Source organism: Streptomyces sp. NPDC050759 (assembly GCF_044456945.1).
Taxonomy (GTDB): Bacteria; Actinomycetota; Actinomycetes; order Streptomycetales; family Streptomycetaceae; genus Streptomyces.
On record NZ_JBITGI010000008.1, the window covers coordinates 64,556 to 90,675 of the forward strand.

24 protein-coding genes and 2 pseudogenes are annotated in these 26,120 nt (G+C 70.1%); 8 read left to right on the forward strand and 18 right to left on the reverse strand.

Annotation, left to right across the window (positions count from 1 at the left end):
* Positions 1–291 precede the first annotated feature (291 nt).
* On the forward strand, positions 292–1,392 hold the full coding sequence (locus ACIBJB_RS23720) for a DUF418 domain-containing protein (RefSeq protein WP_398933106.1): 1,101 nt from the start codon (positions 292–294) through the stop codon (positions 1,390–1,392).
* Between the two features lie 119 nt (positions 1,393–1,511).
* On the opposite strand, the gene ACIBJB_RS23725 is transcribed toward ACIBJB_RS23720, so the two are convergent.
* The 4 genes and pseudogenes from ACIBJB_RS23725 to ACIBJB_RS23740 form a co-directional block, all read right to left on the reverse strand.
* Positions 1,512–2,519 carry a transporter gene (locus ACIBJB_RS23725; protein WP_398933107.1) on the reverse strand — a complete coding sequence of 336 codons (1,008 nt, stop codon included), beginning with the start codon at positions 2,517–2,519 and terminating at the stop codon, positions 1,512–1,514.
* A complete protein-coding gene (locus tag ACIBJB_RS23730; protein WP_398933108.1) occupies positions 2,516–3,412 on the reverse strand; it encodes an ABC transporter ATP-binding protein in 897 nt (298 codons plus the stop codon). The genes ACIBJB_RS23725 and ACIBJB_RS23730 overlap by 4 nt, the downstream gene beginning before the upstream one ends.
* Positions 3,409–3,813: a GntR family transcriptional regulator gene (locus ACIBJB_RS23735; protein WP_398933109.1), complete on the reverse strand. Its 405-nt coding sequence runs from the start codon at positions 3,811–3,813 to the stop codon at positions 3,409–3,411. Before ACIBJB_RS23735 ends, ACIBJB_RS23730 begins: the two co-directional genes overlap by 4 nt.
* Positions 3,814–3,857: 44 nt before the next feature.
* Positions 3,858–4,628, reverse strand: a pseudogene (locus tag ACIBJB_RS23740) (transposase).
* 368 nt (positions 4,629–4,996) lie between these two features.
* On the opposite strand from ACIBJB_RS23740, the gene ACIBJB_RS23745 reads away from it, so the two are divergent.
* Positions 4,997–5,623 (forward strand): TetR/AcrR family transcriptional regulator, encoded by a 627-nt coding sequence (locus ACIBJB_RS23745; protein ID WP_398933110.1) that lies wholly within the window; start codon positions 4,997–4,999, stop codon positions 5,621–5,623.
* A gap of 5 nt (positions 5,624–5,628) precedes the next feature.
* Here ACIBJB_RS23745 and ACIBJB_RS23750 read toward each other — a convergent pair whose 3' ends face one another.
* On the reverse strand, positions 5,629–6,012 hold the full coding sequence (locus tag ACIBJB_RS23750) for a hypothetical protein (RefSeq protein ID WP_398933111.1): 384 nt from the start codon (positions 6,010–6,012) through the stop codon (positions 5,629–5,631).
* On the reverse strand, positions 6,006–6,743 hold the full coding sequence (locus tag ACIBJB_RS23755) for a sulfotransferase family protein (protein WP_398933112.1): 738 nt from the start codon (positions 6,741–6,743) through the stop codon (positions 6,006–6,008). Before ACIBJB_RS23755 ends, ACIBJB_RS23750 begins: the two co-directional genes overlap by 7 nt.
* 294 nt (positions 6,744–7,037) lie before the next feature.
* On the opposite strand from ACIBJB_RS23755, the gene ACIBJB_RS23760 reads away from it, so the two are divergent.
* On the forward strand, positions 7,038–8,243 hold the full coding sequence (locus ACIBJB_RS23760) for an acyltransferase (protein WP_398933114.1): 1,206 nt from the start codon (positions 7,038–7,040) through the stop codon (positions 8,241–8,243).
* A 34-nt stretch (positions 8,244–8,277) separates the two neighbouring features.
* On the opposite strand, the gene ACIBJB_RS23765 is transcribed toward ACIBJB_RS23760, so the two are convergent.
* The 4 genes from ACIBJB_RS23765 to ACIBJB_RS23780 all read right to left on the reverse strand — a co-directional run bounded on the left by ACIBJB_RS23765 (position 8,278) and on the right by ACIBJB_RS23780 (position 10,569).
* The gene (locus ACIBJB_RS23765) at positions 8,278–8,541 is read right to left on the reverse strand and encodes a GlsB/YeaQ/YmgE family stress response membrane protein (protein ID WP_398933115.1); all 264 of its coding nucleotides are present in this window, start codon (positions 8,539–8,541) and stop codon (positions 8,278–8,280) included.
* A 105-nt stretch (positions 8,542–8,646) separates the two neighbouring features.
* Entirely contained in the window at positions 8,647–9,231 is a 585-nt protein-coding gene (locus ACIBJB_RS23770) for a TerD family protein (RefSeq protein ID WP_398933116.1), read from the reverse strand.
* Positions 9,232–9,274: 43 nt separating this feature from the next.
* Positions 9,275–9,913, reverse strand: a complete 639-nt coding sequence (locus ACIBJB_RS23775) for a hypothetical protein (RefSeq protein WP_398933117.1) — start codon at positions 9,911–9,913, stop codon at positions 9,275–9,277.
* 80 nt (positions 9,914–9,993) lie between these two features.
* Positions 9,994–10,569, reverse strand: coding sequence for a TerD family protein (locus tag ACIBJB_RS23780; protein WP_398933118.1), 576 nt, complete (start codon positions 10,567–10,569; stop codon positions 9,994–9,996).
* A 245-nt stretch (positions 10,570–10,814) separates the two neighbouring features.
* Here ACIBJB_RS23780 and ACIBJB_RS23785 point away from each other — a divergent pair, with 245 nt between their 5' ends.
* Both ACIBJB_RS23785 and ACIBJB_RS23790 read left to right on the forward strand, forming a co-directional pair.
* Positions 10,815–11,153: a BlaI/MecI/CopY family transcriptional regulator gene (locus ACIBJB_RS23785; RefSeq protein WP_398933413.1), complete on the forward strand. Its 339-nt coding sequence runs from the start codon at positions 10,815–10,817 to the stop codon at positions 11,151–11,153.
* Between the two features lie 6 nt (positions 11,154–11,159).
* Entirely contained in the window at positions 11,160–12,092 is a 933-nt protein-coding gene (locus tag ACIBJB_RS23790; RefSeq protein ID WP_398933119.1) for a M56 family metallopeptidase, read from the forward strand.
* Between the two features lie 79 nt (positions 12,093–12,171).
* On the opposite strand, the gene ACIBJB_RS23795 is transcribed toward ACIBJB_RS23790, so the two are convergent.
* Positions 12,172–12,627: a tellurite resistance TerB family protein gene (locus tag ACIBJB_RS23795; protein WP_266567993.1), complete on the reverse strand. Its 456-nt coding sequence runs from the start codon at positions 12,625–12,627 to the stop codon at positions 12,172–12,174.
* Positions 12,628–12,932: 305 nt separating this feature from the next.
* The gene (locus ACIBJB_RS23800; protein ID WP_398933120.1) at positions 12,933–13,931 is read right to left on the reverse strand and encodes a sporulation protein; all 999 of its coding nucleotides are present in this window, start codon (positions 13,929–13,931) and stop codon (positions 12,933–12,935) included.
* 350 nt (positions 13,932–14,281) lie between these two features.
* On the opposite strand from ACIBJB_RS23800, the gene ACIBJB_RS23805 reads away from it, so the two are divergent.
* Both ACIBJB_RS23805 and ACIBJB_RS23810 read left to right on the forward strand, forming a co-directional pair.
* Positions 14,282–15,616 (forward strand): hemolysin family protein, encoded by a 1,335-nt coding sequence (locus tag ACIBJB_RS23805; protein ID WP_398933121.1) that lies wholly within the window; start codon positions 14,282–14,284, stop codon positions 15,614–15,616.
* Positions 15,613–16,635: a hemolysin family protein gene (locus tag ACIBJB_RS23810; RefSeq protein ID WP_398933123.1), complete on the forward strand. Its 1,023-nt coding sequence runs from the start codon at positions 15,613–15,615 to the stop codon at positions 16,633–16,635. The genes ACIBJB_RS23805 and ACIBJB_RS23810 overlap by 4 nt, the downstream gene beginning before the upstream one ends.
* A gap of 77 nt (positions 16,636–16,712) precedes the next feature.
* On the opposite strand, the gene ACIBJB_RS23815 is transcribed toward ACIBJB_RS23810, so the two are convergent.
* Both ACIBJB_RS23815 and ACIBJB_RS23820 read right to left on the reverse strand, forming a co-directional pair.
* Positions 16,713–17,126: a hypothetical protein gene (locus ACIBJB_RS23815; protein WP_398933124.1), complete on the reverse strand. Its 414-nt coding sequence runs from the start codon at positions 17,124–17,126 to the stop codon at positions 16,713–16,715.
* Between the two features lie 889 nt (positions 17,127–18,015).
* Positions 18,016–19,188 carry a magnesium and cobalt transport protein CorA gene (locus tag ACIBJB_RS23820; RefSeq protein WP_398933125.1) on the reverse strand — a complete coding sequence of 391 codons (1,173 nt, stop codon included), beginning with the start codon at positions 19,186–19,188 and terminating at the stop codon, positions 18,016–18,018.
* 151 nt (positions 19,189–19,339) lie between these two features.
* Between ACIBJB_RS23820 and ACIBJB_RS23825 the strand changes: the two genes are divergently transcribed.
* On the forward strand, positions 19,340–20,443 hold the full coding sequence (locus ACIBJB_RS23825) for a winged helix DNA-binding domain-containing protein (RefSeq protein ID WP_398933126.1): 1,104 nt from the start codon (positions 19,340–19,342) through the stop codon (positions 20,441–20,443).
* Positions 20,444–20,446: 3 nt separating this feature from the next.
* Here ACIBJB_RS23825 and ACIBJB_RS23830 read toward each other — a convergent pair.
* The 4 genes and pseudogenes from ACIBJB_RS23830 to ACIBJB_RS23845 all read right to left on the reverse strand — a co-directional run bounded on the left by ACIBJB_RS23830 (position 20,447) and on the right by ACIBJB_RS23845 (position 26,067).
* A pseudogene (locus ACIBJB_RS23830) lies at positions 20,447–21,132 on the reverse strand (LysE family translocator).
* A gap of 116 nt (positions 21,133–21,248) precedes the next feature.
* The gene (locus ACIBJB_RS23835; RefSeq protein ID WP_398933127.1) at positions 21,249–22,040 is read right to left on the reverse strand and encodes a S1 family peptidase; all 792 of its coding nucleotides are present in this window, start codon (positions 22,038–22,040) and stop codon (positions 21,249–21,251) included.
* A gap of 213 nt (positions 22,041–22,253) precedes the next feature.
* On the reverse strand, positions 22,254–25,079 hold the full coding sequence (locus tag ACIBJB_RS23840) for an AAA family ATPase (protein ID WP_398933128.1): 2,826 nt from the start codon (positions 25,077–25,079) through the stop codon (positions 22,254–22,256).
* Positions 25,080–25,242: 163 nt separating this feature from the next.
* Entirely contained in the window at positions 25,243–26,067 is an 825-nt protein-coding gene (locus tag ACIBJB_RS23845; RefSeq protein ID WP_398933414.1) for a response regulator transcription factor, read from the reverse strand.
* Between the last annotated feature and the right edge of the window lie 53 nt (positions 26,068–26,120).

A 26,120-nucleotide genomic window follows, 5' to 3' on the forward strand; every position in this document is an offset into this window, starting at 1 on the left:
GTGCTCCGCTCGTCGCCGGACCACCTTTGGACTGCTACGACGTCGGGGGGTTGCTCCCAGGTTCCTCCGCGCTCCGGGTCGCGCAACCCGGCGAGCGAGGATCCAGCCGGACGGCGGTCGCGCTCCGGCCGGTTGGCGGGGTGGTTCCGGCCGTTCGCCGGATGGGCCGACGGGGGCGACGCCCTCAACTCTGGAACACATGACCCCGGACACGACATCGACCGAGCCCCCGACGCCCATCATGGAGGCGAGCCCCTCCGGAGCCGTCTCCTCGACTACCGTCCCCGCTCCATGTACGCTGCCCACTTCGGCCCGGACCCCGCCATCGGCGGACCGTTGGGCTTCGTCATGGAGTGGGCGCGTGGCCGCTCCGCCACGCTCTTCGCGCTGCTCGCCGGCTTCAGCCTGGTGCTGATCACCGGCCGCCCGCAGCCCCGCACCGGGAGTGCCGGGCGGCAGGCGGTGGGCCGGATCGTCATCCGCTCCCTGGTCCTGATCCCGCTGGGCTTCGCCCTGACCGCCCTCGGCACCGACGTCGACGTGATCCTCGCCTTCTACGGCGCCCTCTTCCTAGCGGTCCTCCCGCTGTACCGGCTCCGGGCTCGCACCCTCGCCGTCATCGCCACCGCCTGCGCGCTGGTCATGCCCCAAGTGCTTTACGTGATACGCGAGTCGATCTACAACGGGGAGTGGGCGGACACGATCATCGCCTACGACCCGGTGGCCCGGCTCAGCGGCACGGACGGACTGGTCGAGTTGCTCTTCACTGGCGAGTACCCCGTCCTGACCTGGGCGCCGTTTCTGATCGCCGGCATGGCGGTGGCCCGGCTCGACCTCACCCGGGGCCGAGTGCGATTGCAACTGGCTCTCACCGGCGGTGCACTGGCTGTCCTCGGCTACGGTGGCTCCTGGCTGGCACTGAGTCTCGTGCCCGGCGCGCAAAGCAGCATCGCCGCCGCCACCGAAGGGGACTCCGGGGCCTCCGCCTGGTGGTCCGACACGGTTGGCTACCTCAGCGATGGGGCGCCGGCCACTTGGCTCCTAGTGGGCGTTCCGCACAGCCAGACGACGTTCTCCATCCTCGGCAACACCGGCGTCGCGTTCGCCGTCATCGCCGCATGCGTCGCCGCCACGGAAAGTCTCCCGCGCGTGACCCGCCTGGCCACCCCGGTGAGCGCGGTCGGCATGATCGCGCTGACCGCCTACGTCCTGCACGTCCTCGCCATCGCCGCCGTCGGCATGGAGGAGGAGACGGGACCGGCGCTGCTGGCCCTGACTTGCGCCATCGCCGCCGCCATGGTCCTCGCTGTCTTCTGGGCCCGGCGGTTTCGACGTGGTCCGCTGGAGTACGTGCTTAACGGCGCGACGGGCGTCGCGCGATACATCAAGTGACAGTATGCGCAGGTAGAGGGACCAGAGGCAGGACGCGACAGGGCAGCCGGATCCGGATCCCGGCTGCCCCTCGCACCTGCTTCAGCGGTTCGGTGTCGCGCTCCGGCCCTGCCGCCTGGTCAGGTCAGTCGGCGGCGGATCCACCAGGCGCAGAACCCGGTCAGGACCAGGGCGAGGCCGAGGTAGAGCCCGGTCTCGGCCCATTGAAGGGCCCAGAAATTGCTGGCGGGATGGTAGGTCACCTGCTGCTTGTAGCCCCGGGCGCCGAGGTCGGCGAGGCAGCGGTCGAATTGCTGCAGGGTGGGCGGGCCCGACTCGGTGCGCAGGCAGTCGGCGAAGGACGACGGCACTGGGACCGGCTGACCGGCGGCGTTCAGCGTCTGTTGGGAGGTGACCCAGGCCCCCGGCACGTCGGGGTGCGTGACGATCTGTTGGGCGCCCTCCTGGATGCTGATGGGGGCGCCGTCGGGCTCGATCGGCACGGTGGTCCGCTCCGTAGCGGCCAGATGAGGCCGAAGCCACAACGGTACGGAGATCTGGACGGCGGCGTAGACGACGAGCGTGGTGGCCATCGCGGGCAGGGTGCGGCGGATGACCAGACCGAGGGCGACGCCCAGGACGAAGGCGAAGGCGGCATAGGCCATCGGGACGACACCCCGTGCGGCGAAGGCCACGGGGTCGATCCGCGGGAAGTACGTGTCCGTCGCGCCACCGCCGTTGACAGCCCGGTCGATGGGGCTGCTCCACCAGCTCACCGCGAGGCTGGTCAGCCCGGCGGCGGTCATGGCGGCCGCCGCACCAAGGCCCAGCTTGGTCGCCAGCCAGCGGGTGCGGGTGACGCCCTGGTTCCACGCAAGGTAGTGGGTACCGGTCTCCAGTTCACGGGAGATCAGCGGAGCGCCCCAGAACATCCCGATGACCGCCGGCACGGCAAGCACGACCAGCAGTCCGGCGTAGTAGACGCTCTGGTCCGAACTGGAGACCTGGTCCACCAGGCTGCTGCCGGCAGTTTGGTAGAGGTCGGCCAGCTGCGGGCCGGTGACCGCGAGGGCGGCGGCGAGGGCAGCTACGGCGGCGAACACCACGGCGGCCTGGGTGCGGAACTGGCGCCAGGTCAGCCAGATCATCGAAGGACCTCCAGTGCGGGCCGGGTGTCGCGTACCGCATCGGCGGGCCGGGTCATGTAGGCCAGGACGATGTCTTCCAGACCGAGCGGGCTGACGCTCCAGGACGGATCGTGGACCGCGGTGTCGGTGCGCACCAGCAGGGTGGTCTGACGGTCGGTGTGACTGGCGGTGATGACGTGCTGTCCGGCCGGGAGCGTGTCCGGGTCGCGGCGCGGTCCGGTGAGCCGGTGGTGGCAGGCGACCAGGTCGTCGATGTCGCCAGCCACTTGCACTCGTGAGTCGACCAGGACGATGACGTAGTCGCAGGCCCGCTCCACGTCGGAGACCAGGTGGGAGGAGAGCACGACGCTCAGCTCTTGCTCGGCGACGGCCTCCATCAGGTCCTGCATGAACTCCCGCCGGGCGAGCGGGTCCAGGGCCGCGACCGGCTCATCCAGGATGAGCAGCTCGGGCCGTTTGGCGATGCCCAGGGTGAGAGCGAGCTGCGCGCGCTGGCCGCCGGACAGCCTCCCGGCCCTTTGTTTGAGGTCCAGACCGAGCCGCCGGATCCGCTCGCGGGCCAGGGCATCGTCCCAGCCGGGGTTGAGGCGGGCGCCCATCCGTAGATGGTCGGCGATGCTCAGGGCGGCATAGGTCGGGGTGTCCTGGGCGACGAAGCCGACCTTGGCCAGCTGCGCGGGGCCGGTGGCGGGACGGCCGCCGCACACCTCGATCGTTCCGGTGGTCGGCGTCAGCATGCCGGATGCGAGGTTCAACAGGGTGGACTTGCCTGCCCCGTTGGGCCCGACCAGGCCGACGACCCGCCCGGCGGGCACGTCCAGGTCGCAGTTCTGCAGCGCCCAGCGGTGCTTGTATCTCTTGCCCAGGGCCTGGGCCCGTAAGACGGCGCTCACGCTACGTCCTCTCCAGCGGCGGTCCGAAAGGTGGTCATGAACAGGGCCTCGATCGACTCGTCGTCAAGGCCGGCCAGGCGGGCCTTGGCCAGCCAGCGCCGCAGGTCCTTCTGGAGCGGGCCGTGGGCGGCGAGCGAGGCGTCGGCCAGCGTCCGGGTCACGAACGTCCCCACCCCTGGCCGGGCGGCCACCAGTCCCTCGTGCTCCAGCTCCCGGTACGCCTTGAGCACGGTGTTCGGGTTGACCGCCACCTGCCGGGCCACCTCCTTGACCGTGGGGAGCCGGTCCCCCTCCTCGAGCAGGCCCAGCCGCAGCGCGTGGCGTACCTGCTGGACCAGCTGCTGGTAGGGGGACGCGCCGGAGCGGTCGTTCAGGTGGAACTCAATCACCAGTTCCTCCATTTATCTAGATGCCTAGTATTTTAGCCTCCTAGTCTGGTGCGTGGTCAACATGCCACGGTGAGGACGGCCGGAACCGATGTAAGGGCACGGGAGCGGGTCGGAGCTCGGGACCGGCTGTCAGGCCGCCTGCGCCAGGTAGTACGGGGTGACGTCGCGGCGGGCGGCGGGCTGGGCTTGCGGCGGGTGAGCCGCCTGGTCTTCAGCGTGATCGCGGCCCAGGTGATCAATGACTCGCTCATCTCGGGGAGCCGTTCATGGTCCCGGCAGCGCCGTCTGGCCCGCATGATTCACGACCAGGAGCGTTCGACCACCCACCTGCGCGGGAGGACGACAAGCCCTTCGCGTCCGGCGGGCGGCGGACGGTCTTGATGGTGATGCCGAGGTAGGTCTTGGCCCAGGTCACCAGCTTTCCGGCGTAGGCGGAGTCGGCCCAGACGATGGCGATCTCGGGGTGCATGAGCGCGAGGCGGAACAGCAGCTCCTTGGCCGCGTCGCGGTCAGTCACGTTGGCCGCGGTAATCACCAGCAGCACCAGGCTCCTGTTGTCGCAGATCAGATGCCTTTTCTATGATCCCAGCGGCGGCCCAGCGCCGGGCAAAGCCATAAATCGTCCGCCATGGCGGGTAGTCCGCGGGCATTGCGCGCCACTTGATGCCGTTGTCGACGAGGTAGCGGATGGCGTCGACGATCTCCCGCCGTGGGTGGGCTTCGGGGTGCCCGCCGCTCGGTCTCTGGCAGGCTGGGACGGGCAACAGCGGCTCGATCAGCGCCCATTCTGCGTCGGCCATGTCGGAGGGGTAGCGGGGTTCGCCCATCAGGCAATGGGGTCCGGCCCGTGTGGGGAGGCTGCGGACGCGTGGACAGGGACCCTGGACTCCTGATCTCTCGGCGAGCGTCCGGCGGCGCAGAGCTGTCAGCGCGGGCGCCGGGCGGCCATCGCTAGGTTCGACTCGATGGACTTCATCTGGTCGCTGAGGTAGCAGGCCCACGTACTGAGTTCCTCGCTGAGCCAGGCCGCTCCCACTCCTCCAGTTCGGCTTCGCTCGCGCGAAGTGATAGCCCAGGTCACGGCTTCAGATCATCGGCGGCCAGCTGCGCTCGGCGCCCTGCAACGGGACGGTGTCCGCTGGGCGTCCCGGATGGCTGTGAGGAGCGGTGTCATGTCGCTGGCTACGCTGCGGTCATGCGGACACCGGCGAAGAGTGATCTGACGGGGCGGGCCAGGCTGCGCGAGACGGCGCTGGAGCTGTTCGCCGAGCGGGGGTTCGAGGCGACCTCGACCCGGGCTGTGGCGGCCGCGGCCGGTCTCTCGCCGGCCTTGGTCACCCGGCACTTCGGCTCCAAAGAGGGCCTGCGCGCCGCGGTTGACGAATACGTCCTGGACCGCATCACCGAGCAACTGCATGACCTCGACCCGGACAAGGGGCTGATGGCCTCGCTGGGCGAGGTCTCGGCACACGTCTTCGGCGCCGATCCAGTGCTGCGCGGCTACCTGCGGCACGTGCTCCTGGAGGACAGCGAGGCCAGCTCAGAACTGTTCGGGCGCCTGCTGGCCGGTGCGCGTGCGGAAGTGGTACGGCTGTCCGGTGCATACGGCGGGCAGGGGTCCGACGACGAGTGGGCGCCGCTCCAGATGCTTTGCCTGATCCTCGGGCCGCTGCTGCTGGAGCGGGTGATGCAGCCCAACCTGGACGAGCCGATGTTCGCGCCCGAGGTACTGGCACGCCGGAGCGTGGCCAACCAACGGCTTTTGCTTCAGGGATTCTTCGGGTCCCTGAAGGGCGGTGCCGACGGGGGAAGCGCGAGCTGACAGGCTCATGGTTGGTGATCAACGCCGCCGATGAGCAGCGCCTTCACCATCGCGGCGGACTCCTGTGGGGCGTCTTTCCCGGTGACGGACATCTCGACGTATCGGGTACCGCTTGCCTCGTGGCGTGCCCGAACCGTGACGGCGCCTGCCGTGGCGCACGGAACGATTGCCACGATCCCGTTGCGGGCCAGCACCTCAGCCGTGACACCCGTGCGCTCAGTGCGAGCACCCGAGCCGTCGAACCGGTCGAGCACCTGCACCCGGCGTCCTTCGGCAGCCAACCGCTCGGCCATCGCGTAGGCGGCGGCCCGCCGGTCGGCCGGCGACCGCCCTGTCACCCACACCGTCGCGCCGGCGCAGGTGCATCGGCACTTCACGTCCTTCAACATCGGTACCCCCAGGTGCGGGTGATGTCGCGCAGCGCCTCGGGTACCTCTTCCGGGGCCGGCAGCGGCCGTGCCCTCTGAATCCGTCCGGACTTGATGTTCTCGCTCCAGTCACCGATGAACGGTACGAAGGGCCCGTGATCGCCCTTACGGTATTCGAGCATCCTCGGTGTCCATGGCACGCCGAGATACCCGCAGATCTTCCGCGTGACGTCGGCGGGTTGCTCTGTCAGATCTTCGTAGCGGACTGTCAGCCCTTCCAGACCCTTGCGGGCGGCCTCCACCGCGTCGATGTACATGCGCACCTCGCGCACGGTCGCATGCAACTCGCGGTCCGGACGGTTATTGATCAGCGAGCTGACCATCGACGCCGGGTGGCGGAGCAAGAAGAGGTAGCGGGCTTTCGGCCAGCCCTCGTGCAGCCGCTCCCACACGCCCGCATTGCCCGGTGTCTTGTCGACGATGATCTGCTTGCCGCTGAGCACGAGTTCGCGGTGCAGGATCCGGTCCCACAGCAGGTACTCCAACTCCCGCTGGTCGAGGCCGAGTTCGTCCATCGCTTTCTTGGTGTACGGCTTGGTGAGGTCCACGGAGAGCGTGCGTAGGTGCATCTCGTGCGGGGCCCGGATCTGGGGGTGGCTGTTGAGCAGCACCCGCAGCAGCGTCGACCCGGAGCGTATGGAGGAGATGACGAACACCGGGTCGGGTACCAGACGGCCGGCCGACTGCGCCACGGGCGGTTCCGAGAGTCTTCGCAGTCGTCGTCGCACTCCGCGTGCCACGCGGCGGACTTCTGTACCGGGTGAAACCATCGCCGTGCCTCCCTGTCTCCCCGGAGTGGAACCAGACCCTCCCGTTGAAGACTTGACCATACTGTGGCGTGCACCTGGGTTCACCATGGGTGACGGATAAGAATTCCATGAGGACATCTAGCTGCCCGAAAGGCGCTGGGCTCCTACGGCTTACCGGAGAGTGAGACGGGGGCTGGCACCAGTGCGTTGTGTACAAGTGTTGAGGAAGCTGAACGCATGTACACAACCGACTCCGGCGCCCCGCCGCCCACCACCCACCCGACCGGCCGTCTTCGCTGGGGCTGGCTGGACAACTTACGCATCGCCCTGACCGTCCTGGTCGTCGTCCACCACGCGGCACAGGCGTACGGCCCCGCCGACTGGTGGTACGTCAAGGGGCAACCGCGGACCCCGGCCCTCGCCGCCCTCTCCGCGGTCGACGGGGCCTTCTTCATGAGCCTGTTCTTCTTCGTCTCGGCGGTCTTCGTGCCCGACTCCTACGAGCGGCGCGGGACGTGGCCGTTCCTGAAGGGCCGGCTGGTCCGGCTCGGCGTCCCGGTCGTGGTGGGCGCGCTGACGATCGTGCCGGGCCTGATGTACACCTACTACGTCCACTACCGCGGCTATCCGCTGATCTCCTTCCCCCGCTACTTCACCGACGTCTACCTCGGGTTGGGCGACAAGCCCGCGGACTGGAGTGGGCCGTCGTGGCCGGACCTCCAGTTCGGGCACCTGTGGTTCATCCAGAACCTGCTGGCGTACGTCGTGCTCTACGTCCTGTGCCGCAAGGCGTGCCACCTGCTGAAGCGGCGGCCCGGCCCGCGGCGGGAAGCGCGTGTTCCAGGGCACGCAGCGCTGCTGGGGCTGACGGCCGGGATCTCGGTGGCCACCTTCCTGGTACGGCTGCGCTACCCGCTGGACGAGTGGGTCCCGGTCCTGGACTTCCTCCAGGTCGAGCCCGCCCGGGTGCCGCAGTACGCGGCGTTCTTCACGCTCGGGGTGCTCGCGCACCGCCACGACTGGCTTCGGCGGTTCGACGCCCGAGTCGGGTGGGTGTGGCTGAGCGGGGGTCTGGCCGGGGTGGCACTGCTGTTCGCGGTGGGATCGGACGCCGGCTGCTTCGGGAGCGGCGGCTTCGACGGGCCGTCGGCGCTATGGGCGGCGTACGAGAGCGTGTTGTGCGTGGCGCTATGCATCGGGTTGCTGACGCTGTTCCGCGAGGCGGTGACGCATCGCACGCGACTGGCGGGAGAGCTGGCGGCCTGCTCCTATGCCGTGTACATCGTCCACCTGCCGCTGGCGGTCACCGTCCAGTACTGCCTGGCCGGCCGCGGATTGTCCGCGGCCGGCGCTTGGGCGGTCGTGTGCGTGCTCGTCGTCCCAGTGTCCTTCCTCCTGGCGGCGGGCCTGCGCCGGCTGCCAGGGTTCCGTCAGGTGCTGTGAACCGGACGGAGGCGGAACGGATTCCGGATCGCGGTCAGTGGCGGACCTTCACCTTGCTGACCGCGGCGACGCCGACGGCGGCGAGGGCGATCTGGATGAGCCACTCGATCCAGTCGACGCCCTTGGTGTCGGCGACATCGAGGCCGGCAGCAATGCCGGTTCCGATGAACGCGGCGATGATGCCGATAGCGATCGTCCAGAGGATGCCGATGCGCTGACGTCCGGGGACGACGAGCCGGCCGAGGACACCGATCACGATGCCGATGACGATCGCGCTGATGATGCCTGAGATCTCCATGAGTGGTCTGCCCGCCCCTCGGTTCAGTCGTTGATGGCGTGCGAGTGCCCGTTCGAACCGAGACCATTCCGCCCCATGTATGAGGAAGATAAAGAGTGCCGCGTTCTACAGGTACGGCTTGATCGCGGGCAGCAGGTCCTGGAAGGTGCGGCCCGTGGCGGGTTCGCCGATCGCCTTCATCTCCCAGCCGCCGGCGCCGCGTCGGACCTTGGCCATGATCTGCGCGGTGTGCCGGCCGCCGCCGGTGAGGGTGTAGCGGGCGAGCTCCGTGCCCGTCGTCTCGTCGACCAGACGGCAGAAGGCGTTCTGGACCTCGGCGAAGGTCTGGCCGGTGAACGAGTTGACGGTGAATACGATCTGGTCGACGCGGGCGGGGACACGGGTCAGGTCGACGACGATCGACTCGTCGTCCCCGCCGGTGCCGGCGCCGCCGGTGAGGTTGTCCCCGGTGTGTCGTACCGAGCCGTCGTCGCTGGCCAGGTGCTGGAAGAAGACGACGTCTGCGGGCTCACTGCCGGCGAAGAGCACGGCGGAGGCGTCCAGGTCGATCTGGCCCCCTCCGGTGAGCTTGGCCAGGAATCCCTTGCGGGGTGCGGCCTGCCAGCCCAGGCCCATACGGACGGTGGTGAGGGCGCTGCCGTCGGCCTTCTGGAGACTGATCTGCTGGCCCTTGTTCAGGTTGATCGACATGGGGGGAGCCTCTCGCTCGCGGGTTCGTGGTGCCGATGGACTGCTAGCTGGTGTGGGGGAGACCGTCGCCGGTCGGTGGGTGTGACTCGGGCGCTGCGGAGCGGGAAGTGGCCTCGCTCATGTAGTGACACAGGCGAGGCAGCATTCCCTGTGTCAGCAGCTCCTGCTGCCAGTTCAGCCGCGCTTGTTTCAGGTGGGCGGACTGTCGAGGCCCGCCCTGTCGCCGTACCGCATGGGTCAGCAGGGCGGCGAAGGCTATGAGCGTGCCCCGCGCCGCGATCAGGGCCAGGATCCAGCCCGCAGTGATCAGTGAGTCGGCCAAGGAGCGTTGTGCGTCGGTCAGCCGGAGTACGTAGCCGAGCATGAGCAGGACAGCGCCGGACGTACCGGCCACGGCTGGTGTCAGCAGGGCCAGGGCCGGCAGCAGGCTGTTGTCGGCGGGTCGGTCCTCGTCGTTCTCGTGGACTGGAGAGTGGAGCGCGAGGTAGGTGTCGTACTCGTCCCGCGCCGCGGCCGCGATCTCGTCGGCGTCCGTGAGCGCGCGCAGACGCAGCAGGGCGGCTGTCCGGCCGGTGGGGTCGGCGGCCAGGGCGGTGCGGATGTCGGATGTGTTGAGCGCCAGGTGCAGGACGGCCTCGAAGTCCGGCCGGTCCCCGGGGCGCAGGCGGAACGGGGCGGTCACATGGCCTCCTGGGTGGGGTGTCATGTCCGGGGCCGGGTCCGCGTCCGGAAGGGCGGACCCGGCGGAGCGGGGTGGCGGTCTCAGACGTTCACGCCGAAGTCCGCGGCGATACCGGCCAGTCCGGAGGCGTAGCCCTGGCCGACCGCGCGGAACTTCCACTCGGCGCCGTTGCGGTACAGCTCGCCGAAGACCATCGCGGTCTCGGTCGAGGCGTCCTCGGACAGGTCGTAGCGGGCGAGTTCGGTGCCGCCGGCCTGGTTCACCACGCGGATGAAGGCGTTGCGGATCTGTCCGAAGCTCTGCCCGCGGGTCTCGGCGTCGTGGATCGACACGGGGAAGGCGATCCGGTCGATCTCGGAGGGTACGGCGGCGAGGTTCACCTTGATGCTCTCGTCGTCGCCCTCGCCCTCACCGGTGAGGTTGTCGCCGGTGTGCTCGACCGAACCGTCCGGGCTGGTGAGGTTGTTGTAGAAGACGAAATGCTGGTCCGAGGCGACCTTGCCCGAGGTGTTCAGGAGCAGGGCGGAGGCGTCGAGGTCGAAGTCGGCGCCGGTGGTGGTGCGGACGTCCCAGCCCAGGCCGACCACGACGGCGGTCAGTCCCGGCGCCTCCTTGCTCAGCGAGACGTTGCCACCCTTGGACAGGGAAACACCCATGGTTCATTCCTCCACACACAGTCGGTTCGGGTCCGCATCACGGATCCCGGGTTAAAATCTACAACACTGTAGAAAATTGAGGTCGGTCGAGCGGTGGCCTTCGTGTCGCCGCAACTCCTGTGCGAAAGACGGCCGGCCGGGTGTCTATACGATGTCGGGTCGGGAAACAGGCGGGCGCGGAGAGGAGACAGGGTGTGACGCAACACCGGCACAGTCCCCGGCGGCGGGGGCAGGGTGAGCTGGAGATGCAGGTCCTGTCGGCGCTGCGTGAGGCGGACGGACCGGCGACCGCCGGCTGGGTGCAGGAGCGCCTCGGTACCGGTCTCGCCTACACGACGGTGATCACGATCCTGACCCGGCTGCTGGCCAAGGGTGTGGTGACCCGGGAGCGGGCGGGGCGGTCCTTCGCCTGGACGCCCGCCTCGGACGAGGCCGGCCTCGCGGCGCACCGGATGCGCAAGGTGCTGGACGGGGAAGCCGACCGGGAGGCGGTGCTGGCCAGCTTCGTCACCGGCCTCGGGCCGGACGACGAGCGGCTGCTGCGGGAATTGCTGGGTCGTGCGCGGGGTGAAGGGGAAGACTGAAGCCTCATGGGGGTGTTTGTCTTTCTGCCGCTGGTCCTGCCGCTGACGGCGTGGCCGGTGGCCCGTCTGGCGGAGCAGCATCTGCATCCGCGCACCGCGACCAGGCTGCTGACCGGCGTGGCGGTGGCCATGGCGATGTGCAGCACGGTGTGTCTCGGGCTGGTGATGGTGGTCGGGACGGCCCAACTGCCGGGCAACCCGCTGCCTGACGGCTGGTCCGACCCGGAAGTGCGCGAGGCCGTGCCGTTCGACGAGGTGGCCGGGAAGGCCGCCATCCCCGCGCTGCTCGCCGTGCTGGCGGCATGCGGGCAGATGGTGTGGCGGCACGGCCGGATGCGGCGCCGGGCGCACCGGGCGCTGGCCGGGCTGGCGGAGACGGGGGTGGTCGTACTGCCCGACGCCACGCCGTACGCGTACGCGCTGCCGGGTGGCCGCCGGGACCGCGTGGTGGTGACCACTGCGCTGCTGGAGTGTCTGGAGCCCGCCGAGCGCCGGGCGCTGTTCGCCCACGAGCGCGCCCATCTGGCCGCCCGGCACCACCGCTTCCTCCTCGCCGTCCAACTCGCCTCGCAGGCCAACCCGTTGCTGTGGCCGCTGCGGACAGCCGTGTCGTACACGGCGGAGCGGTGGGCGGACGAGGAGGCGGCGCAGGCGGTCGGCAGCCGTCGTACGGTGGCGCGTGCGATCGGCAAGGCGGCCCTGGTGGATCGTGGCGCTCCGACGGCGACGCTCGCGGGGTTCGCCGCACCCGGGCCGGTGCCGCGCCGTGTGGCGGCTCTGCTCGGTCCGGCGCCCGCGGTGCGCAGCTGGCCGTCGGTGTTCACGGCTATGGGCCCGGCGGCCTGGGGCGCGGCTGCGGGCACGGCCGTCTCCGCGATGTCGTCCGCGAACTCCGCCGTGACCCTGCTTTTCATCCTGCATGCCGCCACTCCTCTTTGAGTGGGCGGGGGCCGTTGAGTGCGGCGTGCCGGGCAGTTCGCTGACGGTCCTGCCCGGCACACGTGCTCCATTTGTCGGTTCAGAGGTCGAACTCGTGCGGCGGCAGATCGAGGGCGAAGCACGCCTCTCGGACCACGGCCTGCTCGTCCTTGTCGAAGTCGCCGTCGGCGCCGCCGATGACGATGCCGATCTGAATGACGGCGCGCGCCTCGGCGGGCTTCTTCTTGGCCTTCGCGATCTCCTGGAGCACGCTGACCTTGCCGAAGTCGAAATCGGCGGTCAGCTTGTTCAGGTTCTCCTCGAAGCGGCGGCGCAGGTCGTCGGCGGGGAAGTTCTGGAGCACCTCGTTGGTCGAGATCAGCTGGGCCACCCGCTGCCGCTCGGACGGGTCGACGGTGCCGTCAGCGGCCGCGACCAGGGCGCACATGGCCATGCTCGCGTCGCGGAAGGCGCCGCTCTTGAGGTCGTTCTTCTTCGCCACCAGCTGGGTCTGCATCGTCGATGCGGACTCCTTGACGCGGTCCCACAGGGCCATGAGAACTCCATAAGTTCGGTTGCGGCCGGTCCGCCTCGTCGGCGGCCCGTGCTCCCCTTGATATCTACAGTGACGTAGAAACTAGCGGTGGGTCGGATAAGTTCCTGGTGTGTTCGCGAGATTCGGTCTGACTGGTAAGGGGCGGCTGAAGCCGGGAGGTGCGACGGCGTCCGGCCGGAACTGCGCTCCCGGGTCGGGCGCCGACGGTTTCTCGTCGCCGGCCGTCGCCCGCCCGCGGCCGGCTTCCGCTTGACCGCGATCAGCGGATGACCGGCAGTCGACCGGCCCTCCGGGCCCCGGACCGGTCAGTCCTCCTCTTCCTCCTCGCCCTCGAAGAAGTCCCCGATCTCGTCGACCACTTCGGCCGCGACCATCCCGCCGACCACGCCGACGGCCAGGCCGGCCGCGCCCGCGGCGATCGCGGTGCCCATGCCGGGTGCGGAACGGTGGCCCTCGTCGTGGTGGTGCTCACCGTGGCCGTAGTGGCCGCCGTGCCCGTACGGGTCGTGTCCCTGGGCGGCGTGCGAACCGTACGAGGCCCGGTGCTCCACCAACTGCCGGATCCAGCCGTCGACTTCGGTGTTCCAGTCGCGGACGTCGTGGTGGCCGACCGTGAAGCGGGTGACAGCGTCATGTCCCTCGGAGAAGAGGCCGCCGCGCTTGTCGGCCTCCAGGACGACCTCCATCCCGGCCGGTCCTGCCAGGAAGGTCACCTCGATCTCGTTGACCTGGTGGGCGTACTGCGGCGCCGGAGTGAGCTCGATCTCCTGGTAGAAGGGCAGTCGCTGGCCGGTGCCGCGGATGTGGCCGTATTCGAGGTCGGCCGACCTGAAGCCGAAGCCGAGCTGTCCGAGGGCCTCCAGGATCGCTTCCTGGACCGGCAGCGGGGCGATGTTCAGCTGGTCGAGGTCGCCCTTGTCCTTGGCGCCGGCGACGGCCAGTTCGGTCCGCACGCCGAGCACGATGCCCAGCCCCTGCCCGTACAGCTCGGTGATCGGCGTCTCCCACGGCAGCATCGCGCTGAACGGAACGCTGCGCAGCTCTCCCGCCGCGAGCCGGAAGCCGCCGCCGATCGTGAACCGGTCGAAGACGACGACGCCCTCGCTCTCGCCGTCCTCGTGCTCGGCCTCGACTCGCGCCACCAGCTCCAGGGTGATGTGGTCGATGTCGAAGTCGGTGTCACCGCCCCTGAGATGGACCTGTCCGGTCAGCGTGAAGCCGGGGCGGGCGGCGCCCGGCTCGAGGACCGTGTCCACCGTGGGCCCGCCCACGCCGAGCGATCCGAGCAGTCGTTTGAACACCATCGTGGCGTCCACTCCTTAAACGTGCGTGTCTTCCCCTGAGGCCCTTTCCGTACGAGCCTTCTACAGGTGCGTAGAAGCATAGGTGCCTCGGAAGCGCGGACGAGTGAGGTCCGCGCGGGTGTGGCGGAAACGGCCGAAAATGGCTTCTCGTCCTGACCAGCGAGGTGCCGACGCACTGGCTGGGTGATGCTCTTTGCGGCTCCTTTACAGTGGGTGTAGAGACAAGCGACCTTGCTTGCCTCCCCACTGTTCACATGCGTTTCGACAAGGAGCCACAGTCCCGCCATGGGTGAGCCTCCCAGTACCAGCTCTGCCCTTTTCTGCCCGCCCCGGGGAGTGGGGGTGGCCCGGTGACCGAGATCCTGCTCCTCCTGCTGGCCCTCCTCCTCACCCTGGCCTGTGCCGTGTTCGTCGCGGCCGAGTTCTCCCTGACCACCGTCGAGCGCGGTGACCTCGAACGAGCCGCCGAGGCCGGGGAACGCGGCGCCGAGGGCGCCCTGGCCGCCGTACGTCGTCTGACCCTCCAGCTCTCCGGCGCCCAGCTCGGCATCACGGTCACCTCGCTGGTGATCGGCATGCTCGCCGAACCCTCCCTGGCAGCCCTGCTGAAAGGCCCGCTGGAAGCCGTCGGACTCGGGGGCGCGGCCTCGTCCGTGGCCAGCGTTCTGGGTGTCGCCATCTCCACCGTCGTGCTGATGGTGGTGGGCGAACTGGTGCCGAAGAACTGGGCGATCTCCCGCCCGCTGGCCGTCGCCAAGGTGGTCGCGGGTCCGCAGCGCGGTTTCACGGCCGCCTTCGGCCCGTTCATCCGGCATCTGAACAACACCGCGAACCGTGTCGTACGGCGCTTCGGCCTGGAGCCCGCCGAGGAGCTGGCCTCCGCCCGCACACCGGAGGAGCTGGTCGCGCTCGCGAGGCGCTCGGCCGCCGAGGGCGCTCTGGAGGCCGACTCCGCCGAACTGTTCGTGCGCACCCTGCACCTGGGCGAGCTGACCGCGGAGAACGTCATGACGCCCAGGGTGGATGTCCAGGCGCTGGAGGCGCACGCGACGGCCGTGGACGCGGCGAACCTGTCGCACGCGACCGGCCTGTCCCGCTTCCCGGTCTATCGGGACAGCCTGGACGAGGTCATCGGCACCGTGCACATCCGTGATGTGCTCGCCCTGGAGCCCGAGAAGCGGGCTGTCACGCCGGTCACCGAGCTGGCCACCGCACCCCTGCTGGTCCCCTCCTCGCTGACGGCGGACCGGCTTTTGGAGCGGATGCGGGAGCGGCGCACCATGGCCGTCGTCATCGACGAGTACGGCGGCACGGCAGGAGTGGCGACGGTGGAGGACATCGTCGAGGAGGTCGTGGGCGAGGTCCGCGACGAGCACGACCCCGTCGAAGCGCCCGGCATCGCGTCCGCTTCCCCGGACCCGGAGGGCCGCGAGGTCTGGGAGGCGGACGGAAGCGTCCGCCTGGACGAACTCGCCGGCATAGGACTGGCCGCGCCGGAAGGACCCTACGAGACCGTGGCCGGCCTGATCGCCACTCACCTTGAGCGCATCCCCGCCAAGGGAGACACCGTCGATGTCGGCGGCTGGCAGTTCGTCGTGCTGGAGATCGAGCACCACCGTGCCGACCGCGTACGTGTCACGAAGCCGGTCCAGGAACCCGCCCAGGAAGGGGAGGAGCCCCGATGACCGTCCTCCAGCTCACCATTGGCGCTCTGACCCTGTTGACCAACGCGTTCTTCGTGGGCGGCGAGTTCGCCCTGATCTCCGTGCGCCGCAGCCAGATCGAGCCGCGTGCCCAGGCGGGCAACAAGCGGGCCCGCATGGCCCTGTGGGGTCTGGAACACCTCTCGGCCATGCTGGCGACCGCCCAGCTCGGCATCACCGTCTCCTCCCTAGTGCTGGGCGCGGTCGCCGAGCCGGCCATCGCGCACCTGCTGGAGCCCGGCTTCCACGCGGCGCACATCCCGCAGGGCCTCATCCACCCGATCGCGTTCGTCATCGCCCTGTCGCTGGCCACGTATCTGCACATGCTGATCGGCGAGATGGTCCCGAAGAACATCGCGCTCGCCGCCCCCGTGCCGACCGCCCTGCTGCTCGGACCGCCTCTCGTGGCCCTCACGCGGGCGTTGAAGCCGTTCGTGTTCGGCATCAACGCTTTCGCCAACACCCTGCTGAAGCTGCTGCACGTGGAGCCCAAGGACGAGGTCGAGTCGGCGTTCACCGACGACCAGCTCGCCCGCATGGTCGTCGAGGCCGGTGAGGCGGGGCTCCTGTCGCACGCCGACGGCGAGCGGCTGCGGGACGCGCTGGAGCTGGGCACCCGGCCGGTCGGTGAGATCCTCGTGCCCGCACAGAAGATGCGAACCGTCGAGGAGACGGTCACCCCGGCAAGGCTGGAACGGATGGCCGCCGATGCGGGCTACTCCCGCTTCCCGGTCACCGGCAGCGAGGGGACCCTGCTCGGCTACCTTCACATCAAGGACACCCTCGGGATCGCGGACCGCGAGCGGCCGTTCCCGCGCGAGGCGCTGCATCCGGTCACCCGGGTCCGCATCGACACCCCACTGGACGACACCCTCACCGCCCTGCGCGCCGACGGCAGCCACCTGGCCGCGGTGACGGGGGAGACGGGCACGGTCCTCGGGTTCGTGACCATGGAGGACGTCCTGTCCGAGTTGGTGGGTCCAGCACCGGCCGCCACGTGAGCAGTTGATCACTGAGGTCAGGTCCACGGCTCGTGGACCGGACCTCGGTGCTGCCCTCGACAGGTCACTTCGGCAGTTCACTCGGCGACGGCACCACCAGAAGCAGAAGGCCCCACGACCGCGACAAGGGCGGCATAGGCGCCGGTCTCGGCCCACTGGAGGATCCAGAAGTTTCCTGCGGGCTGGTAGGTGACCCTCTGGTGGTAGCCGGCCTTCGCGAGGGCGGTGAGGCAGGCCCTTGGGGAGTCGCAGTCGGCGTACGACTCCGGAAGGTGCGCCGCTGGATGGCCCGTGGCGTTGAGGGTCTTTTCCGCGACGACCCAGGAGTCGGGCCCGCCGATGTCGACCTGGGAGACGGAGTCGAGCCGGAGGTTGGCCATCGTGCCCGGCCGGAAAGGGACGGTGACGGTGGACGGCGTCGCCAGATGCAGTCGGATCCACAGGGGCATGACGATCTGGAGCGCAGTGGACGTGGCCAGGGTGGCCGCCATCGCCGGGACAGTTCGGCGGACGACGACGCCGAGCGTGACGCCCAGGACGAAGGCGAAGGAAGATACAACATTCTCACATGGGTGCTCATCACCTCCCTCGACGAGGCCCGGGGATCGAGAAGGAGGAGGTAACAGAAGCGCCGCCGCATCCGGCAGTCTCCAGGCAGGGCAGGATCGGCTATTGGAGCAGATGGCAACGGCTCGCTAGGCGCTGGATGAACTGGAACGCGACCTCGTCCAAACGGCGCCAACCGCCGAGGATGTAAAGGGTGTCGGTCTATTGGCTCATCTTGCCGGGCCGCATGCTTCCAGAACTGCCGCACACCCGTGAGTCCACGCGTGAGGAACTCATGCCATTTCTCAGGGGTTGGAGTCCCGATGGACCGGAGCGTCGAGGCGGACGGTGACGCGCGCGTGAGCAGTGGGCCGACGTGTTGCCGATGACGCACCACGTGGAGCGTGTCGAGATCCTCGAACCGGTCGAGAGGCTTTGACCTGTAGCTCTGTTTGTGGGCGTTGCGTGTGGTGTGGGTGTTGTGGGCGATCTCTTGATGCTGGTGCTCGTGACGTTCTTATGTGCTTGAGGCGGCGCACTGGTGTCACTGTCCGTGATGTGTCACATGGGCAGTCGGTCCGGCAGACTCTGGCGACAGGGAGGCCAGGCGGGTTCGTCGCGTCGGGCGGTGGTAGGGAGTGGCATTCGATTCTCCCCGGATTCTCCCCAGCGCGGACAAGTGCTCAAATAGCCAGGTCAGAGGCATGGTTCTGGCAGGACGAGGAGATCACCCGCATCACTTCTCCCCAGGGACTCCCCGGAACTCGTCAGGGCACCACTTTTGGAAGGTGCGAGAGTAAACCGCGCAAGCTCCGTGAGGCGGAGTACTCAACCCTAGAGCCAGTCCCGTCGCTTGAAAATCACGTACAAACTCACGCAAACCACCCCCATCAGGCCGATCGCGAAGGGGTATCCGAAGCGCCAGCCCAACTCAGGCATGTCCTCGAAGTTCATGCCGTAGATGGTTCCGACCAACGTGGGAGCAAAGAGAATCGCCGCCCAGCTCGAGATCTTCTTGATCTCCTCGTTCTGTTCGAACCCCGCCTCCGCCAACGCCCGCATCTCCGCGTTCTGTTGCTGGGTGACCAGGGTCGCGTTGACCGTGAGGATGTCGGTGAGGGCCTGGCGGAAGCCGTCGACTCGTTCGCTGGTGTGGGTGACGTGGTCGGCGACGTCCCGTAGGTAGCGTTGCAGTTCCTCGTCCGTGCCGTACTTCGCGAAGCCGGCCATCAAGGCGTGCAGCATGCCGACCAGAGGGCGGGTGGCGCGCTGGAACTCGACCATTTCGCGGGAGAGTTCGTAGATACGGCGGGAGACCTCCGGGTCGCCGCGGAAGACCTCCGTCTCGATCTCGTCGATGTCGTTCTGGACGCCCTCGACGACCGGCGCGTAGCCGTCGACCACCGTGTCCAGGATGGCGTAGAGGACGGCCTCGGGACCCAGGCTCAGCAGCTCCGGTGCCTCCTCCATGCGGCGACGGACCGCCGAGAGGTCAGGGGCCGCCCCGTGCCGGACCGTGATCACGAAGTCCGGGCCCACGAACACGTGCAGCTCGCCGAAGTCGACCTCCTCGGGGGCGTCCAGATAGCGGGCCGCTCGGAGCACCACGAAGAGCGTGTCGCCGTAGCGCTCCAGCTTCGGCCGCTGGTGGGCCTCCATCGCGTCCTCGACTGACAGTGGATGCAGGTCGAACTCCGCGGCCAGGGAGAGGAGTTCGCTCTCCGTGGGGCGGGCCAGGCCGATCCAGGCCATTCCGGACGGCTGTTCGCGCAGTTCGCGGAAGGTGTCCGCGAGGGTCGCGGGGGAGGAGACGCGCACGCCGTCGCGGTAGAGAGCCGCCTGGACGATGCTCGGCGGCTCGGCCGTCTCGGCGGCGGGTGGTTCGGCGTCGGTCGCCGGAGCCCGGGGCGGGGCGGCAGGCGGGGTCAGGGCACGGCGCCAGGCGGACTTCCTGGAACCCTTGGCGGCGGAGCTCTTCGCGGCGGGGCGGGCGCGTCGCTCGGACATCGTGGCTGCCTCTCGCTCTCGGGTCGAGCCGATGTCGGCGTGATCACGGAGCAGGGTATACGGGGCAAATGACATCGTAGGGGGGACGCCACCCGACTTCGGCGGGAGTTGCGGACCGAACCTGTCCGCAAGCACCTCTAGCGTGTCCGGTATGACCAAGACGACCGAGTCGGCCCCTGTGCTCAGCTCCCGCGCCCTCAATCGCGCGACCCTCGACCGGCAGCTGCTCCTGCGCCGGTCCGGCCTGACCGCGAAGGCCGCCGTCGGACATCTGCTCGGCCTCCAGGCCCAGAACGTCAGGCCGCCGTACTACGCGCTCGCCGCCCGCCTCGACGGGTTCACCCCCGAGCAGCTGTCGGAGCTGATGGCCGACCGCGAGGTCGTCCGGATCGTCACCATGCGCTCGACCATCCACACCCACACCGCCGAGGACTGCCTCACCCTGCGGCCCCTCGTGCAGCCCGCCCGCGACCGCGAACTCATCAACTTCCGCAGGGGACTTCAGGGCGTCGACCTCGACCGCCTCGCCGTCCTCGCCCGGGAACTCGTCGAGGCCGAGCCGCGCACCATGAAGCAACTGCGCGAGGCCCTCCTCGCCGAGTGGCCGGACGCCGATCCACAGGCCCTCGCCATCGCCGCCCGCTGCAAGCTCCCCCTCGTCCAGGTCACCCCCCGCGGGCTGTGGGGCAGAAGCGGCCAGGTCGCGCTCACCACGGCCGAGCACTGGCTGGGCCGCCCGGCCGAACCCGCCCCCGCGCCGGAGGACGTCGTCCTGCGCTACCTCGCCGCCTTCGGCCCCGCCTCCGTCAAGGACATGCAGACCTGGGCCGGACTCACCCGCCTCCGTGACGCCTTCGAGGGGCTCCGGCCCCGGCTGCGGATCTTCCGCGACGAGAACGGCGTCGAGCTCTTCGACCTCCCCGACGCGTCCCGTCCCGCCGAGGACACGCCCGCCCCGCCCCGCTTCCTGCCGGAGTTCGACAACCTGCTGCTCTCCCACGCCGACCGCACCCGCGTGGTGCCCAAGGAGTACTGGGGCCGCAGCTGGCAGGGCAACCAGGCCTACCGCACGCTCCTCGTCGACGGCTTCCTCGCGGGCGTCTGGAAGCTCACCGAGGACACGCTCGTCGTCGAGCCCTTCGACCGGCTCACCAAGGCCCAGCGGGAGGACGTCCTGGAAGAGGGGGAGCGGATGCTCGCCACGCTGCACCCGGGGACGCCGTACGACATCCGGTTCGGGACCGTGATCCCGTGACCCTCAGTCCGCCCGCCCCGTCACCGCCACCGTCAGGCCCAGCCCGATCATCGTGAACCCGCCCGCCCCGCCGATCATCGCAAGGCGGCGGTCGATGGGGGTCCCCCCGGTTCGAGCGAAGCCGAGAACTGGGGGACGGCGAACCAGGTGCGGGCGGCCGACGCGGTCAGGCCCCACAGGGTGTCCGTGACCAGGCCGATGGTGATCGGGACCAGGCCGAGCAGCAGCATCTGCGCCGGTACGTGACCCGCCGAGTGGTCCACGAACTGCGGGAGCACGGCCGCGAAGAAGACGATGCCCTTGGGGTTGGTGACGCCGACGAGGGCGCCGTCGAGCACCGTCCGCAGATCGCCGCGCGCCGACCCCGCGGACCGGGAGGTGATCGCCGACGCCTTCAGCTCGCCCCGGTGGCGGAAGGCCTGCACGCCGAGGAGGACGAGATACGCGGCGCCCGCCAACTTCACCGCCAGATAGACGGCCACCGACCGCTCCACCAGGGAACCGACCCCGACCGCGACCGCCACGACGAGCAGGTAGGAACCGACGACGTTGCCGACCGCCGTCGCCACCGCGGTACGCCTGCCGTGCGCGAGGGCCCGGCCGATGACGAACAGCACGCTGGGCCCCGGGATGACGATGACCAGCAGGGACATCGCGGCGAAGGCGAGGACACGGTCCGTGGACACCATGGCGGTCATTCAAGCACGGATCGCACACATGGACGGGGGCGCTGCGGGCCGCTCGTGGTGGCCCGCAACGCCCCCGGCTTCTCACCTGAGCGATGCTCAGGAGAACCTCTGGGGACCTATGAGTTGACCTGCGTGGTCACGAGGCTGGAGAAGGTGGTCAGCCGGGTGTAGACACCCGGGTAACCGGCCTCCGCACACCCCTCTCCCCAGGAAGTGATACCTGCCAGGACGCCCCCGATGAGCAGGGGACCGCCGCTGTCGCCCTGGCAGGTGTCTACGCCGCCGGATGTGTATCCGGCGCAAACCATGTCGCTCGCGACGAAGTCGGAGCCGTAGGAACTGGCACAGCTGGAGTTGGACACGATCGGCACGGTCGCGGTCCGCAGCTGGTTGGAGGAGCTGCCGCTCTCCGAGGTGGTGCCCCAGCCGACGATGCGGGCCGTGGTGCCGGCCGCGTACACGCTGGTCTGGGACGAGGAGACGTAGGACGCCGTGGTGTACGGCATCGACGTCGACAGCGTCAGTACGGCCACGTCGTCGCCGTTGGTGGCGTCCGTGTAGTCCGGGTTGATCCAGATCTTGCTGACCCGGCTGACCGTGCCGTTGGTGCCGTTGAGGTAGGTGCGGCCGCCGACGACTCTCACGCTGCTGGTGGTCTCGCCGACCATGCAGTGGGCCGCGGTGACCACCTTGGTCGCGGAGACCAGGGTGCCGCCGCAGAACTGGTTCTGCGAGGCGTCCGTGATCTGCATCATGAACGGGTACGAGGTCGTGGTCGTCGTCGTACCCCCGACGATGGGCTGGGGAGCGGCGACGGCGGTGGGGGCGCCGAGCAACGCGGTGGCGGCGGCAGCGGCGGTCGCCAGGGCGACGCCGGTGGCCTTTCTCGCACGGGTGAGACCGAACATCAGTGAGTCTCCTCAGGGTTGCCGGTGGGGGGTCGCGCGGGTGTGGGGGTGTACACGGGGGTCGCGGGACCGACCCCCGTATGCCCGGGCGAGCGGCATGTTCATAAGCTAGAACCCGGAAGTTCCCCTTCCCAATGAGGGAACCCCCTAGGGGAGTTGGGCAGGGAAAACCCTCGGTCCGCCCTGAGAAGAGCGTTTCTGACGGCCCGTCGGCTACGGTCGGCGCCCCGCCGCCAGCCGGACGATGTCCACCCGGGAGCGGATCCCGAGCTTGCGGTAGACCCGGGTGAGGGTCGCCTCGACCGTTTTCACGCTGATGAACAGCCGCGCGGCTATCTCCCGGTTGGTGGCGCCCTCCATGACGAGCGCGGCCACCTGACGCTCCATCGAGGCCAGCCCTTCGAGCCCCTGGAGCCCTTCCAGACCGTCCGGCGCGGTGGTGTGCGCGGGCTCCGGCTCCTCCGGCCGGACCAGTGCGGCCGCCTCCACCTGGCGCAGCCAGGGCAGCGCCCGGCAGCGCCGGAAGAGCCGGGCCGCCTCGTCGTACGACGTCGGCCCCGGGCGTCGGGTGCGCAGCTGGGCCAGGGCGAAGGCGGCGCGCGCCTCCTCCAGGCCGTAGCCCAGCTTGGCGAGACGATCCTGCACCGACGTCAACTGGACCAGCGCCGCCTCGTGTTCACCGCGCGCCGCCCGCACCAGTGCCTCGGCCCGGTCCAGTACGGCGAGCACGCTCTCCCGGCCCAGCCGGAGCGCGTTCACCCGCGTCACGTCGATGACGTCCTGCGCCTCGCCGGTCTCCCCGATGCGTACGAGGGCCTCGGCGAGGTCGCCCTGCCAGCGGCCGCGCGCCGGGTCCGTGATGCCGAGCCCCTGCTCCAGCTCACGCACCCGACGCAGCGAACGCACCGCGCCCTGCGCGTCCCCGGCGACGAGCTGGGCGTACCCGAGGGCGGCCAGGCCCCGGGACTCGTACATCTGGTCGCCGTTCTCCTCGGCGTGGTCGACCGCCTCCCGGGCCAGTTCGAGCGCCCGCTCGACACTGCCGCCCGAGGCCTCCGCGATGGAGGCGAGCACGGCCGAGGCCACCTCGCCGATCCCGGTGTCGCGGGCCATCATCAGGCTCTCCCGGGCCAGGTCGAGCGCACGCCCGCAGTGCCCTGAGCGCAGTTCGGTCTCGGCCACCCCGCGCAGGAAGTGCACCTCGCTCTCGACCGAACCGCGCCGCCGCACCTCGCGCAGCAGCGCGGTGACCGTCGCGCGCGCCTCGGGCAGCTGGTCGCTCATGATCAGCCAGCGGAAGCGGGAGTACCCGGCGCCGTTGTGATGGCAGGCCACCCGCGGGTCCTGGGGCTCCTTCAGGGCGCGCTTGATGGTCGCGGGGGCGTCCGGATGGCCCATGAGCGTCTCCAGCTGGGCCTGGAAGGACAGCGCCATCAGTTCGTTGTAGCGGTCGCCGGCCCGCGCGGCCAGGGCCGCCGAGTGCGCGGCCTCCCCGCGGGCCTCGTCGAAGTCGCCCTCGACGAGCAGCGCCCGCCAGGCCAGCTGGTAGCGGATCAGGGCGAGCAGTTCCGGGTCGTCGCCCGCGTCGGCCAGCGCCTGCGGGAAGACCGCGTCGACCTCCGTCATGGCGTGACCCGCGGTGTCGATCACGATGATCCAGGCCCGCACCCGGTCCGCGGGCACGGTGGCCCGGGTGAGCACGTCCCGGGCGATGTCCCGGGCGAGGTCCAGCTCACCGGCCGTGATCGCGTCCTCGGCCGCCGCGAGCCGCCGTACGTCCGGGGCGGGCACGGTGTCGGCCGGGGTGTGCCGGGCCGACAGCAGCTCCAGGGAGGCGGCCATCGAGGGTGCGCCCCGGTCCCGGGCCAGGGCCGCGGCCTCGGCGAGCCGGGCGGCCACCTCCGGGTCGGTGCCGGTGGTCGCGAGGGCGAGATGGCGGGCCCGCTCGATGGGGTCGGAGGCGGCCGTGGACAGTGCCCGGTGCGCGTTCCGCCGGTCCTGCGCGGGCGCTTCCGCGTACAGCGCGGCCGAGATCAGCGGATGCGCGAACCGTACGGCGGGTCCCTCGGCCTCCGTCGCGAGCAGGCCCAGCGCGGCCGCCTGGGCCATCTCCGCCTCGGCGTCCGTGCGGCCGGCCGCGTGCAGCAGGGCCGGGGTGGGGCGGGCGCCCGCGCTCGCCACCAGGAGGGTGCGGCGGGCCTCCTCGGACAGCATCTCCAGGCGGCTGAGCACCAGGGCACGGAGCGAGGTGGGCACCGGCAGCGGCTCACCGGGGCGGGGCGGGGTCGGGTTCTCGGTGAGTGCGCGGCCGAGTTCCAGGGCGTAGAACGGGTTGCCGCCGCTGGTGCGGTGGATGTCCCGGACGGTGGAGCGCTGCAGGCCGGTGTAGCCGCGGTGGTCGAGCAGCGCGGCCACCTGGGCGCGGGTGAGCGGGTTGAAGCGGACGGCGAGACTGTCCGGGGGCAACGCGCGTAGATGACGGTCGTACTCCGGGCCGTCGGTCCGGACCGCGCACAGCATCCGCACCGGAATGTCGCCGAGCCGCCGGGCGGCGAAGCCGAGCAGTTCCAGGCTGGCGGGATCCAGCCACTGGACGTCGTCGGCGACGACCAGGACGGGTCCCTCGGCGGCGAGGGCGCGCAGCGCCGACAGCACGGCCAGGCGCAGGGCGAGGCCGTCGCGCTGCAGGGTGGACTCACCGCGTCCGGTGAGCGCCGACTCGAGCGCGGTGCGCTGGGCGGCGGGCAGCTTGTCGGAGACGTCGTCGAGGACCAGACCGAAGAGGTCGGCCAGGGCCAGGAAGGGGAGGTGGGATTCCGACTCGGTGGCCGAGCAGCGCAACACGGTGTGGGCCGCCGCGCCGTATTCCGCGGCCAGGGCCCGCAGGACGGTCGACTTTCCTATTCCGGCCGGTCCGTGCAGCAGCACGCTGCCGCCGCGGGCCAGCTGCTCACGGGCCTGGCCGAACAGCTCGTCCCGGCCGATGACCAGGTCAGGGCGGCATCTCGCGGGCTCCTGGAAGTCGCGTGGCACGGTCACCGCTCCCCTCCCTGTGTCGTGTCCTGGCCAATATTAGGCAAGGTGCTCTGGAATTCGGCGGGAAGAGGTGGTGAGGGAAATAACAACCGGTTCCGCATGGAAAAATTCAAAGCACCCGTGAATGAATGAGATGTCTACGAATGTTACGGGAGGAGCCGGGTTGTCACGGGAGCAGTCCCGCCCGGCGTGCGGCGACCACCGCCTCTCCACGGGTCCTGGCCCCGAGTTTCCGCATGGCCGACCGCAGGTACGCCTTGACCGTCTCGGCTCTCACGCCCAGTCTGTCCGCCGCCGCGGCGTTCGTCGCCCCGGCCGCCACACAGGCCAGGACGTCCAGCTCGCGCGGTGCGAGGGCGATGCCTTTCGAGGCCCCTGCGTCCGGGGTCAGGAGCGCGCAGGCGTCGAGCAGGTCGGCCCGCAGCGCCGGGTCGCCGATCCGCGGGGCCAGCGCCCGCAGCGCCGCGTGCGCCTCCCGGACCTGCTCCCACGTGGAGGTGTCGTCGCGCCGCGGCTCGGCCCGCGCCGCCACCAGCACGTCCCGCGCCTCGTCGTCGACGACCAGCGCCTGCTCCACGTCCCGCGCCGCGTCGACCGCCGCCGTCAGCAATCGGTCGCCGAGCGGCCGGGCGTCCCGCAGCGCGCCGTACAGGACGCCGCGCACCCGGCGCCGTACGACCACCGGCACGGCCAGCACCGAGCGCAGCCCCTCGGTGGCGACGGCGGCGTCGTACTCATGGCTGATCTGCCGGGACATGGAGTAGTCCGCCACAGCGCACGGGCGGGCCAGCGCGACCGCCTTGCCACCGAGGCCGTTGCCCGAGGTCACCGCGAGCGCGAGGAGCGAGGTGGTGGCCGTACCGCTCAGTTCGCTGATCCGGATCCGTGACCGGTCGGGCTCGACCAGGCCGCCGAAGGCGACCGGAAGCCCCGTCGTGCGCCGCAGCCGCACGAGTGCACGCCCGATCTCCACTGCTCCGCCCGGGTTCACCGACACCTGCTCGTCCCTTCGCTGCGGCACACACCCCCGTTCGGGGGTAGTGA